Source organism: Streptomyces sp. NPDC005774, from assembly GCF_042871645.1.
Classification (GTDB): domain Bacteria; phylum Actinomycetota; class Actinomycetes; order Streptomycetales; family Streptomycetaceae; genus Streptomyces; species Streptomyces pratens.
Genome location: NZ_JBIAIV010000007.1, coordinates 83,662 through 96,045, shown reverse-complemented (window position 1 = coordinate 96,045; position 12,384 = coordinate 83,662). Strand labels below are relative to the sequence as shown.

Annotated in this window: 9 protein-coding genes and 1 pseudogene; 6 read left to right on the top strand and 4 right to left on the bottom strand. The window is 71.4% G+C overall.

Going from position 1 to position 12,384, the window contains the following annotated elements; all coding sequences use genetic code 11:
- The first annotated feature begins 73 nt into the window (after positions 1-73).
- Positions 74-958, top strand: coding sequence for a bifunctional DNA-formamidopyrimidine glycosylase/DNA-(apurinic or apyrimidinic site) lyase (mutM, locus tag ACFYQA_RS09225; protein ID WP_388913820.1), 885 nt, complete (start codon positions 74-76; stop codon positions 956-958).
- On the opposite strand, the gene ACFYQA_RS09220 is transcribed toward mutM, so the two are convergent.
- Positions 931-1,341, bottom strand: coding sequence for a winged helix-turn-helix transcriptional regulator (locus ACFYQA_RS09220; protein WP_386406996.1), 411 nt, complete (start codon positions 1,339-1,341; stop codon positions 931-933). The genes mutM and ACFYQA_RS09220 overlap by 28 nt on opposite strands.
- Before the next feature lie 170 nt (positions 1,342-1,511).
- Positions 1,512-2,837 carry a CAP domain-containing protein gene (locus ACFYQA_RS09215; RefSeq protein WP_388913817.1) on the bottom strand — a complete coding sequence of 442 codons (1,326 nt, stop codon included), beginning with the start codon at positions 2,835-2,837 and terminating at the stop codon, positions 1,512-1,514.
- Between the two features lie 164 nt (positions 2,838-3,001).
- Here ACFYQA_RS09215 and ACFYQA_RS09210 point away from each other — a divergent pair, with 164 nt between their 5' ends.
- The 4 genes from ACFYQA_RS09210 to ACFYQA_RS09195 all read left to right on the top strand — a co-directional run bounded on the left by ACFYQA_RS09210 (position 3,002) and on the right by ACFYQA_RS09195 (position 9,440).
- On the top strand, positions 3,002-3,283 hold the full coding sequence (locus ACFYQA_RS09210; protein ID WP_388913814.1) for an acylphosphatase: 282 nt from the start codon (positions 3,002-3,004) through the stop codon (positions 3,281-3,283).
- A 379-nt stretch (positions 3,284-3,662) separates the two neighbouring features.
- The gene (locus ACFYQA_RS09205) at positions 3,663-3,866 is read left to right on the top strand and encodes a hypothetical protein (protein WP_004924871.1); all 204 of its coding nucleotides are present in this window, start codon (positions 3,663-3,665) and stop codon (positions 3,864-3,866) included.
- A gap of 251 nt (positions 3,867-4,117) precedes the next feature.
- Positions 4,118-7,786 carry a chromosome segregation protein SMC gene (gene smc, locus ACFYQA_RS09200; RefSeq protein ID WP_388913811.1) on the top strand — a complete coding sequence of 1,223 codons (3,669 nt, stop codon included), beginning with the start codon at positions 4,118-4,120 and terminating at the stop codon, positions 7,784-7,786.
- Between the two features lie 235 nt (positions 7,787-8,021).
- The gene (locus ACFYQA_RS09195) at positions 8,022-9,440 is read left to right on the top strand and encodes a sugar porter family MFS transporter (protein WP_388913808.1); all 1,419 of its coding nucleotides are present in this window, start codon (positions 8,022-8,024) and stop codon (positions 9,438-9,440) included.
- Between the two features lie 225 nt (positions 9,441-9,665).
- Here ACFYQA_RS09195 and ACFYQA_RS09190 read toward each other — a convergent pair.
- A pseudogene (locus ACFYQA_RS09190) lies at positions 9,666-9,866 on the bottom strand (LLM class flavin-dependent oxidoreductase); the annotation flags it as partial.
- Between the two features lie 59 nt (positions 9,867-9,925).
- Between ACFYQA_RS09190 and ftsY the strand changes: the two are divergent.
- Positions 9,926-11,125, top strand: a complete 1,200-nt coding sequence (gene ftsY / locus ACFYQA_RS09185; RefSeq protein ID WP_388914082.1) for a signal recognition particle-docking protein FtsY — start codon at positions 9,926-9,928, stop codon at positions 11,123-11,125.
- Positions 11,126-11,277: 152 nt separating this feature from the next.
- Here ftsY and ACFYQA_RS09180 read toward each other — a convergent pair whose 3' ends face one another.
- Positions 11,278-11,943 (bottom strand): bifunctional DNA primase/polymerase, encoded by a 666-nt coding sequence (locus ACFYQA_RS09180; RefSeq protein ID WP_388913805.1) that lies wholly within the window; start codon positions 11,941-11,943, stop codon positions 11,278-11,280.
- Positions 11,944-12,384 lie beyond the last annotated feature (441 nt).

Sequence of the window (12,384 nt, the reverse complement as noted above, 5' to 3'; positions counted from 1 at the left end):
CCCGAGCGCCCGCCCCGGCAGGGGACGGGCGCTCGGGCCGTGGTCGTCAAGAGAGGTCCTCGGAGGGGGAACCATGCCCGAGCTGCCCGAGGTCGAGGTCGTACGACGCGGACTGGAGCGGTGGGTCGCCCACCGGACCGTCGCCGCGGTCGAGGTGCTGCACCCGCGCGCGGTCCGCCGCCACCTCGCCGGTGCCGACGACTTCGCGCACCGTCTGAAGGGGCACCGCGTCGGCGTCCCCGGCCGCCGCGGCAAGTACCTGTGGCTGCCACTGGAGGACTCGGACCAGTCGGTCCTGGCCCACCTCGGGATGAGCGGCCAGTTGCTGGTCCAGCCGCACACCGCGGCGGACGAGAAGCACCTGCGCGTGAGGGTCCGCTTCACCGACACGCGGACATCAGCCGCTGCCGCGGCGGGCGGCACCGAGCTCCGCTTCGTCGACCAGCGCACCTTCGGCGGGCTCTCGCTGCACGACAACACCCCCGACGGGCTGCCCGACGTCATCGCGCACATCGCCCGCGACCCCCTCGACCCGCTCTTCGACGACGAGGTCTTCCACCGGGCGCTGCGCCGCAAGCGCACCACGATCAAGCGGGCCCTGCTCGACCAGTCGCTGATCAGCGGAGTGGGCAACATCTACGCGGACGAGGCGCTGTGGCGGGCCCGCATCCACTACGAGCGCCCCACGGAGACCTTCACCCGCCCACGCTCCCAGCTTCTCCTGGACCACGTCCGGGACGTGATGAACGCCGCCCTCGCGGTGGGCGGCACCAGCTTCGACAGCCTGTACGTCAACGTCAACGGCGAATCGGGCTACTTCGACCGGTCCCTGGACGCCTACGGCCGGGAGGGCCTGCCCTGCCGCCGCTGCGGTACGCCGGTGCGCCGGCAGCCCTGGATGAACCGGTCCAGCTACTTCTGCCCGAGGTGTCAGAGGGCTCCGCGCGCCTCGTCGTAGCTCTCGCGGGCCTGGAGCACGTCGTCCATGCTGTTCTCCAGGAAACGGATGAGGGACAGCACGTGCCGCGCGACCTCGTGGCCCAGCGGGGTGAGTTCGTAGTCCACCCGGGGCGGATTGGTCGGCTGCGCCTCGCGGTGCACCAGACCGTCGCGCTCCAGCGCGTGCAGAGTCTGGGAGAGCATTTTCTCGCTCACGCCGTCGACCCGGCGGCGCAGCTCGTTGAAGCGCAGCGAACCCCCGGACAGCGCCCCGAGCGTCAGCGCGCCCCAGCGTCCCGTCACGTGCTCCAGTGTGCCGCGCGACGGGCACACCCGGGCGAACGCGTTGTAGGGAAGCTGCTGCTCCACCGAGTCCTCCGGGTGCGGCCGCGTGCTTGTCATGCCTTCAGCGTACTTCGGCCCAGCGCTTACCAATGGATTGCACTCACCGTACGACAGCGCCGGGAAGGCGGGCGGGAGGCGTGCGAGGAGGCGCGGACGGCGGCCCGGGATGACCCGGGCCGCCGTCCATTTCGTGCGCGTACTGCTGCGAACCTGCGGTACGGAAACCTCTAGTAGCCGAAGTTCTGGGTCCACCACGGGCCGCCGGAGCCGAAGTGCACGCCCACACCCAGGGTCTTGAAGTCGCAGTTCAGGATGTTCGCCTTGTGACCGGGGCTGTTCATCCAGGCTTCCATCACAGTCGCGGCGGTGGCCTGGCCGCGGGCGATGTTCTCCCCGCCCAGGTCGGATATCCCGGCCGTCGACGCCCGGTCCCACGGGGTGTCGCCGTCGGGGTCGGTGTGGTCGAAGAAGCCGCGGCCGGCCATGTCCTTGCTGAACGCCGTGGCCAGATCGGTCAGCGAGCTGTTCGCGGCCACCGGGCTGCAGCCCACCTTGGCCCGTTCCTGGTTGACCAGCTGGAGCACCTGGGCTCCGGCGGTGGCCTCCTCGGACACGGTCACCGGGCTGCTGGGCGCCTTCTTCTCCGGTTGCGGGGCAGTCTTGCGCTCCGGAGCCGTCGTCTTCTCCGACACCTCCTCGCCCGGTGTCGTCGACGGCTTCTCCTCCGCCGTCTCGGCCTCCGCGGGCGCCTTCTCCTCCGGCGTCTTCGTCGCCTTCTCGTCGGTCGACTCCGACTCCGACGGCGAGGGCTTGGGGGAGGCCGCGCGATCGGAGTCGCGGCTCGCGGGGTTGCCGGCGTCGCGGCTCGGGCTCTCGAGGCTGCCCGAGGTGCCGCCCAGCTCGCCGGGCACGTTGGTCGGGGTGCCCGCGGCCTCGACGCTGTCGCCGGGGGCGCGGTCGCCGCCCAACTTGTAGTTCTCGAGACCGGGAACCACGCCCGTGGCCACCGCGACCGTGCCGAGGGCCATCGCGGCGGACACTCCGAGCAGGCCGGTGCGGACCGGGGTCGCGGCCTTCTTCTTCCGGCGGCGCCCGCCCGCGTGCCGGTCGCTCTCGCCGGGTGTGAAGCCGTTGTCCGGAGAGCTGCCCTGCTGCGGGATGCCCCCGTGCCGGAGGCCGTCACTCGCGAACACGACCGTGTCGGCGGCGGCCGTGTCAGCGGTCCTGGAATGGCCCGGGTCCGAGGCGAAGCCGCCGCCCTGGTGGCCGTTCTCACTCACGGCGCCTCCGGAGGAGCCGCCCTGGGTGAAGCGCCCCGCGTAGCCTTCCCCGGGAGCGTTCTCCGCCGCGAAGAGGTAGGCCGCGCTCCGCGCGGACGTCTCGGCGTACGCCTCCGGGTTCAGATAGGGGGCGATACCCATCGTCGGAGCGTTTTCGGCGTGAGCCCCCAGGGGGCGGTGGCTTCCGTCGTGCAGGTCGTCGTGCTGAGTGACTTCCGTGGCGGCGCGGCCCGTGGCGGCGCGGCCGGCGGCGGAGCGTCGGTGGCGTCCCATGTCCTGGCCTTCCTCGTCCTTGCGTCGGTCGACTCGTCCTCGCGTTCAACACGAAACTCACACCATCGAGTGAGTTTCATATGAGATTCATTCGATCGGGACGGTACCGCATGCCTCCAGGGGAGGGAGTGCCCCGAGTGACATTGTCCGGTTAGGTTGCAGTCATGAGCGAGGATGTGCGGCTGGTTGCCTGGGTGAGGGGACGCGTCCAAGGTGTTGGTTTTCGCTGGTTCACGCGGGCCAAGGCGCTGGAGATCGGCGGCCTGAGTGGCTTTGCTCTCAATTTGGCGGACGGACGCGTCCAGGTGGTCGCGGAGGGCTCCCGCGAGCGGTGCGACGGACTGCTCGACTGGCTCGAGGACGGCGACACGCCCGGACGCGTGGACGGCGTCACCGAGATCTGGGACACACCCCGGGGCGGATATGACGGCTTCGCCATCCGCTGAGCCCACCGCCCCGGAGGGCCTCCGGGGGTGACGGACGGCCGCCGCGGAGGGGTCTTCGGCGCGGAAAAGTCCTGGTGACTGCCAAGGCCCGAGAGGTCGTGGGAGGCTCCCCCGTGCCGACGGCCGGCGCGCCGAGAACGGCCGCGGGAACCGCGGCGCAGCCGCCCGGCGGCCGTGTGCGCCGCGTCATCGGCCGATACGGCGTGTGATCGTGTTGACCGTCAAACTTTTTGGTGAGACGCTGAAAGTCCCCGCGCACCTTAGCTGTTTGGCATGGCTGAACGGCAGTACAACTCCAGGTCTGCCAAGCATCGCGGGTGCTCATCCCTCACGACCCACACCGCACAGGTCGGTCACGCATTGTGGAGGACCATCCATCATGGCAAAGGCGCTTCTCGGTTACGTCGGCGGCTCCGACCCGCGACTCCTCGCCGAGATGCGACGGCTCCAGCAGCGCGTCCAGGACCTGGAATCCGAACTCGTACGGATCCAGGCGGAGAACGACGAGCTTGCGGCTGCCGCTTCTCACGACAGGATCATGGAGAGCGTTGACGCACACCAGGCGGAGCCTGCGCTGACCTGATCACTGCACTGCCCCACCACGGCGCAGCAGTGGCCGGTCCGCCCATCACCACCGCCACGTTGTCAGAAGTGCAAGGGACGCCCCGGCGTCCCTTCTTTTCTGTCTCCGCACCCCCGCGCCGCGCCGGATCCCCAAGTTCCTTGCCCCGCGCATCCTTTCACCGTCTTTAACGTGTGGTGTGCCCTGCGCGTTCACCCGTGAAACCGCCGGTTCATGGAGTGGGACATCCCGGGCGGGTAAAGTCCGGCGGCGTGCACCTCAAGGCCCTGACCCTCCGTGGCTTCAAGTCGTTCGCCTCGGCGACCACGCTCCGGTTCGAACCGGGAATCACGTGCGTCGTCGGTCCGAACGGCTCGGGCAAGTCCAATGTCGTGGACGCGCTCAGCTGGGTCATGGGCGAGCAGGGCGCCAAGTCGCTGCGCGGCGGCAAGATGGAGGACGTCATCTTCGCCGGCACCACGGGCCGCCCGCCGCTCGGCCGGGCCGAGGTGTCCCTGACCGTCGACAACGCCGACGGGGCCCTGCCCATCGAGTACGCCGAGGTCACCATCACGCGGATCATGTTCCGCAACGGCGGCAGCGAGTACCAGATCAACGGCGACACCTGCCGCCTCCTCGACATCCAGGAACTGCTCTCCGACTCCGGCATCGGCCGTGAAATGCACGTCATCGTCGGCCAGGGGCAGCTGGACTCCGTCCTGCACGCCGACCCGATGGGCCGCCGCGCCTTCATCGAGGAGGCCGCGGGCGTCCTCAAGCACCGCAAGCGCAAGGAGAAGGCGCTGCGCAAGCTGGACGCGATGCAGGCCAACCTCGCGCGCGTGCAGGACCTCACGGACGAGCTGCGGCGGCAGCTGAAGCCCCTCGGCCGCCAGGCGGCGGTCGCCCGGAGGGCCGCCGTCATCCAGGCCGACCTGCGTGACGTCCGTCTGCGCCTGCTCGCCGACGACCTCGTACGTCTGCGCGAGGCCCTCACGGCGGAGATCGCCGACGAGACCGCCCTCAAGGAGCGCAAGGACACCGCCGAGCGGGAACTGCGCAAGGCCCTCCAGCGCGAGGCCGTCCTCGAGAGCGAGGTCCGCCGCCTCGCCCCGCGCCTGCAGAACGCCCAGCAGACCTGGTACGAGCTGTCCCAGCTCGCCGAACGGGTCCGCGGCACCGTCTCGCTCGCCGACGCGCGCGTGAGGAGCGCCACCTCCGCACCCCCCGAGGAACGCCGCGGACGCGACCCCGAGGACCTGGAACGTGAGGCCGCCCGCGTCCGCGAACAGGAGGCAGAGCTGGAGGCCGCCCTCGAAGCCGCCGAACACGCCCTGGAGGACACGGTCGCCCACCGTGCCGAGCTGGAACGCGAACTCGCCCAGGAAGAACGGCGCCTGAAGGACGCCGCGCGTGCCATCGCCGACCGGCGGGAGGAACTCGCCCGCCTCACCGGCAAGGTCGGCGCCGCACGCTCGCGCGCCACGGCGGCCCAGGCCGAGATCGAGCGCCTGGCGGCCTCCCGCGACGAGGCCCGGGAACGGGCCGCCGCCGCCCAGGAGGAGTACGAGGCCCTGCGGGCCGAGGTCGACGGCCTCGACGCCGGCGACGTGGAACTCGCCGGACAGTACGACGGGGCCAAGCAACGGCTAGCCCAGGCCGAGTCCGCCCTCACCGCCGCACGCGAGGCGGCCACCGTCGCCGAACGCGAGCGCGCGGCGACCCGGGCCCGTCACGAGGCCCTCGCCCTGGGCCTGCGCCGCAAGGACGGCACCGGCGCGCTGCTCGCGGCCCGGGGCCGGCTCACCGGACTGCTCGGCCCCGCCGCCGAACTGCTCACCGTCACTCCCGGCCACGAGACCGCCCTCGCCGCCGCCTTCGGGGCCGCCGCCGACGCCCTCGCCGTGAGCGGCCCCGCGGCGGCCGCCGAGGCGATCCGCCTGCTGCGCACACAGGACGCGGGCCGCGCCGCCCTGCTCCTCGCCACCGCCCCGGACCCGTCGCATGCCGGGGCGCACGACGGCCCGCACGAGCGGCGAGCCGACGGTTCGTACGGGGCGCACGAGCCGCAGGGGGCGCCCGAGCCGTTCACCGACGTACCCGACGGCCCGCAGCACGCCGCCGATCTGGTGCGCGGGCCCGCCGAGCTGCTGCCCGCCGTACGCCGGCTGCTGCGCGGGATCGTGGTCGTCGGCACCCTGGAGGATGCCGAGGAGCTGCTGTACGTGCGGCCCGAGCTGACCGCCGTGACCGCCGAAGGCGACCTGCTGGGCACGCACTTCGCGCACGGCGGCTCGGCGGGCGCCCCGAGCCTGCTGGAGGTGCAGGCCTCCGTGGACGGGGCCGCCGCCGAGCTGGAGGTGCTTGCCGTGCGGTGCGAGGAGCTGACCCGGGCCCAGCACACGGCGACCGAGGAGCGCGGCCGGTGCGCCGCCCTCGTCGAGGAACTGGGGGAGCGGCGCCGGGCGGCCGACCGGGAGAAGTCCTCCGTCGCCCAGCAGCTCGGCCGGCTCGCCGGGCAGGCCCGCGGGGCCGCCGGGGAGGCCGAGCGGTCCGCCGCCGCCGCGGCCCGGTCGCAGGAGGCCCTCGACCAGGCGCTCGGCGATGTGGAGGAACTCGCCGAACGGCTCGCCGTCGCCGAGGAGATGCCGTTCGACGAGGAGCCCGACACCTCCGTGCGCGACCGGCTCGCCGCCGACGGGGCCAACGCCCGGCAGACCGAGATGGAGGCCCGCCTCCAGGTGCGGACGCACGAGGAGCGCGTCAAAGGGCTCGCCGGACGGGCCGACTCCCTGGACCGGGCCGCCCGCACGGAACGCGAGGCACGCGCACGTGCCGAGCAGCGGCGGGCCCGGCTGCGGCACGAGGCGGCCGTCGCCGAGGCCGTCGCCGCCGGTGCCCGGCACCTGCTCGCGCACATCGAGGTGTCCCTCGCGCGTGCCGACGAGGAGCGCGCCGCCGCCGAGGCCGCCAAGGCCCACCGCGAGCAGGAACTCGCCCGCGCGCGGACCGCGGGACGCGATCTCAAGGCAGAACTCGACAAGTTGACGGATTCAGTTCACCGGGGCGAGGTACTCGGCGCCGAGAAGCGGCTGCGGATGGAGCAGCTGGAGACCAGGGCGCTGGAGGAACTGGGTGTCGAACCGGGGGGACTGGTGGCGGAGTACGGCCCGCACCAGCTGGTGCCGCCCTCGCCCCCCGCCGAGGGCGAGCAACTGCCGGAGACTGAGGCCGACAGCGGCTCCGCCGCGGGGTCGCACCCGCGCAACAGGCCCCGTCCCTTCGTGCGGGCCGAGCAGGAGAAGCGCCTGAAGACCGTCGAGCGCGCGTACCAGCAGCTCGGCAAGGTGAACCCGCTCGCCCTGGAGGAGTTCGCCGCGCTGGAGGAACGCCACCAGTTCCTCGGCGAGCAGTTGGAGGACCTGAAGAAGACCCGCGCGGATCTGCTCCAGGTCGTCAAGGAGGTCGACGAGCGCGTCGAGCAGGTCTTCAGCGAGGCCTACTGGGACACGGCCAGGGAATTCGAGGGAGTCTTCTCCCGGCTGTTCCCCGGCGGCGAGGGGCGGCTGGTGCTGACCGACCCCGACAACATGCTCACCACGGGCGTGGACGTCGAGGCGCGTCCGCCGGGCAAGAAGGTCAAGCGGCTGTCGCTGCTCTCGGGCGGCGAGCGGTCACTGACCGCCGTGGCGCTGCTGGTGTCGATCTTCAAGGCGCGGCCGAGCCCGTTCTACGTCATGGACGAGGTCGAGGCCGCTCTCGACGACACCAACCTCCAGCGGCTCATCCGGATCATGCAGGAGCTGCAGGAGGCCTCGCAGCTGATCGTGATCACGCACCAGAAGCGCACCATGGAGGTCGCCGACGCGCTCTACGGCGTCTCCATGCAGGGCGACGGTGTGTCCAAGGTCATCAGCCAGCGCCTCAGCCGGACGACCTGAGGGGTCACCCGGCCCTCTCCGGACCCTCTGGCTTCACATTGTGAACTCAAGCTCATCATGCCTGTGCATGCATCCTGGGAAATCTGTGACTATTTCACGACTCACCCCCTCTTTTGACTTCAGAACTTGAAGACATATTCTCAACTTCATCGTATTTACCTTCAGGTACCTTCAGGTGCACCTCGAAGGGCTGACCCCCACCCGGCAACGATGCCGGTGGCCCGAGGAGTTACACGTGACCAGCTCAGTGCAGGCACAGAAGTCAGGAGCCGGTACGGCTCGCCCCGAGCATCTCGGGCACGTCGTCTTCATCGCGGCGTCGGCCGCCATGGGTGGCTTCCTCTTCGGCTACGACAGTTCCGTGATCAACGGCGCCGTCGAGGCCATCCGCGACCGCTACGACATCGGTTCGGCCGCTCTCGCGCAGGTCATCGCGGTCGCGCTGATCGGCTGTGCCATCGGTGCCGCCACCGCCGGCCGCGTGGCCGACCGCATCGGCCGCATCCGGTGCATGCAGATCGCCGCGGTCCTGTTCACCGTCAGCGCCATCGGCTCCGCCGTCCCCTTCTCCCTCTACGACCTCGCCTTCTGGCGGGTCGTCGGCGGCATAGCCATCGGTATGGCCTCCGTCATCGGCCCGGCCTACATCGCCGAGGTCGCCCCGCCCGCCTACCGCGGCCGGCTCGGCTCCTTCCAGCAGGCCGCGATCGTCATCGGCATCGCCGTGTCGCAGCTGGTCAACTGGGGCATTCTGAACGCCGCCGGCGGCGACCAGCGCGGTGAGGTGCTGGGCCTGGAGGCATGGCAGGTCATGCTCGGCATCATGGTCGTCCCGGCCGTGGTCTACGGGCTTCTCTCCTTCACCATCCCCGAGTCCCCGCGCTACCTGATCTCCGCCGGCAAGCACGAGCGCGCCCGGGAGGTCCTCGAAGAGGTCGAGGGCAAGAAGATCGACCTGGACGCCCGCGTCACCGAGATCGAGACGGCGATGCACAGCGAGGAGAGGTCCCGCTTCAAGGACCTGCTCGGCGGCAGCTTCTTCTTCAAGCCGATCGTCTGGGTCGGTATCGGCCTGTCGGTCTTCCAGCAGTTCGTCGGCATCAACGTCGCGTTCTACTACTCCGCGACGCTGTGGCAGTCGGTCGGCGTCGACCCGACGGACTCGTTCTTCTACTCCTTCACCACGTCGATCATCAACATCGTCGGCACCGTCATCGCGATGGTCTTCGTGGACCGCATCGGCCGCAGGCCGCTCGCGCTCATCGGCTCCGTCGGCATGGTGATCGGCCTCGCGCTGGAGGCCTGGGCGTTCTCCTTCGACCTCGTCGACGGCAAGCTCCCCGCCACCCAGGGCTGGGTCGCGCTGGTGGCCGCCCACATATTCGTCCTCTTCTTCGCCCTGTCGTGGGGTGTGGTCGTCTGGGTCATGCTCGGCGAGATGTTCCCCAACCGGATCCGCGCCGCCGCCCTGGGCGTGGCCGCCGCCGCGCAGTGGATCGCCAACTGGGCCATCACCGCGAGCTTCCCGTCGCTGGCCGACTGGAACCTGTCGGTGACCTACGTGATCTACACCGTGTTCGCCGCGCTCTCCATCCCGTTCGTCCTGAAGTTCGTCAAGGAGACGAAGGGCAAGGCCCTGGAGGAAATGGGCTGACCGCGGCCGCGAGGCCGAAACCGACGGGCCCCCTCGGGCCGGCCCGTCCCATGAACCGAGGAGAAGGGTTCAAGTCCCCGCTGCCCCTCTCCTCGTACCCCCGCCGCCCCGCTCCGGACCTGTCCGGGCCGGGGCGGCGGTGTGCCGTACACCCACCGGCCGCACACCGGCCGCACCCCCCGGGGCCGGGGGCCGGAGTCGGGGGCCGGAGGCGCAGTCCGCCTGCCGGGGCAGCACCTGTTCCGCGAACGGACGAAGGCTGCGCCACCCTTCGTCCACCGGCATCCCGCCGGCCAGTGGATGCAGCACATACGTGTCGTGCCCCAGCTCCGCACACTCCTCGGGCGTGGGAATCCGGTACACGCCCTCCGCGCGCGGTTCCTTTACCGTCGTGGCCGCCGACCGCATCGCCGAGCGGCACCGACCGCGGCGTGCGGGCCGCCATCAGCACGACCGGGGTGCCCATGGCTGATACTGGGGCTGTTATGGACATCGTCATCCTTGCTGTAGTCATCGCCGTGGTCGTGGTCGGCGCGCTCGGCGGGCTCATCGTCGGCAGCCGCCGCAAGAAGCAGCTGCCCCCGCCGCCGCCCACCGCCCCCGACATCACCGCCCCCCCGGCCGAGCCGCACGTCGGCGACGAGGCCGAGACGCCGCGGGAGGAACCGCGGCGCACCGTAGAGGAGGTTGATCTTCCGGACGGCTCCACCCCGGTCGTCGTCGAGGAACCGCCCACCGAGGCGCCCGCGATCGAGATCCCGGAGCCCACCGCCGGCCGGCTCGTCCGGCTGCGAGCCCGCCTCTCCCGCTCGCAGAACGTGCTCGGCAAGGGCCTGCTCACGCTGCTGTCCCGCGAGCACCTCGACGAGGACACCTGGGAGGAGATCGAGGACACGCTGCTCCTCTCCGACATCGGCGTGCAGCCCACCCAGGAGCTGGTCGAGCGGCTGCGCGAGCGCGTGAAGGTGCTCGGCACGCGTACCCCCACGGAACTGCGCGGACTGCTCCGCGAGGAGCTGGTCGCCCTGGTCGACCCCAGCATGGACCGCACCGTGCGCACCGAGAACGAGACCGGCGGTCCGGGCATCGTGATGGTCGTCGGGGTCAACGGCACCGGCAAGACCACCACCACCGGCAAGCTCGCCCGAGTACTGGTCGCGGACGGCAACACCGTCGTCCTCGGCGCCGCGGACACCTTCCGCGCCGCCGCCGCCGACCAGCTCGAGACCTGGGGCGAGCGGGTCGGCGCCCACACCGTGCGCGGTCCGGAGGGAGGCGACCCGGCCTCCGTCGCGTTCGACGCGGTCAAGGAGGGCAAGGAGATGGCCGCGAACGTCGTGCTCATCGACACCGCCGGCCGGCTGCACACCAAGACCGGCCTCATGGACGAGCTCGGCAAGGTCAAGCGGGTCGTCGAGAAGCACGCCCCGCTGGACGAGGTGCTGCTCGTGCTCGACGCCACCACCGGCCAGAACGGCCTGGTCCAGGCCCGGGTCTTCGCCGAGGTCGTCAACATCACCGGCATCGTGCTCACCAAGCTCGACGGCACGGCCAAGGGCGGCATCGTGGTCGCCGTCCAGCGCGAACTGGGCGTCCCGGTCAAACTGATCGGTCTCGGTGAGGGCGCGGACGACCTCGCGCCGTTCGAGCCGGATGCGTTCGTGGACGCGCTCATCGGGGAGTGAGACACCGGGGCGGCCGGCCGGACCGGACCGCCACGCAAACGCGAAGAAGCGCCCGCTTCCGGAACCCGGAAACGGGCGCTTCGCCGTTCACCACCACAGAGCCCGGTCCCCGCCACCGGAGCGGGCCGACACGCCTGTGCCCATGCCTACGCCTACGTCTGCGACCGGTGCACCACATACGCCAGCGTGCCCAGCACCAGGCGGGCCTCCGGCGGCCGGGGCGCCGAGTCGAGGGCGGGGGAGCGCAGCCAGCGCACCGGACCACGGCCGCCCCGGTCGGACGACGGAGCCGTGATGTGCGTACCGGGGCCGAGGCCATGCAGGTCGAGGGCGGCCGGATCGTCCCAGCCCATGCGGTAGAGCAGCTCGGGCAGTGCGGCGGCGGCCCCGGGGGCGACGAAGAACTGGGCGCGGCCGTCCGGGGTGGCGGCGACGGGGCCGACGGGCAGGCCCATGCGCTCGAGCCGGGCCAGCGCGCGGCACCCGGCGGGCTCGGCCACCTCGATCACGTCGAACGTCCGCCCGACCGGCAACATCATCGCGGCGCCCGGATACTCGGCCCAGATCTCCGACACGTCGTCCAGCGGGGACCCGGCGGGGATCTCCGGCGCGAAATCCAGCGGATGCGCACCCGGTGCCCGGCATCCCGCCCGGCCGCAGGAGCAGGTGCCGGCGGCGGCGCGGGCGCCCGGCACCACATCCCAGCCCCACAGCCCCGTGTACTCCGCCACAGCGGTGCCCCCCGACCCGCGGCCCCGGCGGCGCGAGCCGGACCGGATGTCGCGGATGCCCCGGCTGATACCGATCGTGAAGCCCATGCCCCCTCCAACGGGTCCGACGCACCGGTGGTTACGCAGCGGGCGGGCCGCGTGACTCTCTGTTCTCGACTTCCCCGTGCGGTCCTGCTCAGACAGCGCTTCGAAGCGCCACGGGTGGTGCGCACGGCAGCGCGCGCCCCCGTGTGCGTCACCGCACCCACTCTTGTCCGTCCCGTGTCAAGTGAAGCGCGAGACGGCCACGGTGAGTTCATCCGATGGGGTGGCGAATGGTGGCGATTAAGGGTTCGCCGTGGCTGGACGGGTGATCGTGGGGCTACGTTGTGTGCACGGTTCCTCGGGGCACATGCGCTTACGGGTATGCCGGAGGCAACTCGGCTTTCCGTTCGAAGGGTGGGAACCGCCGGACGGCGGCCCCGACAACCGGCATTCTGATAGGGCTTGGCGCACTCAGTGGCAGGTGGTTTTCAGGGAATGGGGGCG

Coding starts and splice junctions, on each gene's coding strand:
- ACFYQA_RS09180 (WP_388913805.1), bottom strand. CDS start 11,943: ATGGGCTTCACGATCGGTATCAGCCGGGGCATCCGCGACATCCGGTCC.
- ACFYQA_RS09210 (WP_388913814.1), top strand. CDS start 3,002: ATGAGCGAGGATGTGCGGCTGGTTGCCTGGGTGAGGGGACGCGTCCAA.
- ftsY (WP_388914082.1), top strand. CDS start 9,926: ATGGACATCGTCATCCTTGCTGTAGTCATCGCCGTGGTCGTGGTCGGC.
- ACFYQA_RS09205 (WP_004924871.1), top strand. CDS start 3,663: ATGGCAAAGGCGCTTCTCGGTTACGTCGGCGGCTCCGACCCGCGACTC.
- ACFYQA_RS09220 (WP_386406996.1), bottom strand. CDS start 1,341: ATGACAAGCACGCGGCCGCACCCGGAGGACTCGGTGGAGCAGCAGCTT.
- ACFYQA_RS09215 (WP_388913817.1), bottom strand. CDS start 2,837: ATGGGACGCCACCGACGCTCCGCCGCCGGCCGCGCCGCCACGGGCCGC.
- mutM (WP_388913820.1), top strand. CDS start 74: ATGCCCGAGCTGCCCGAGGTCGAGGTCGTACGACGCGGACTGGAGCGG.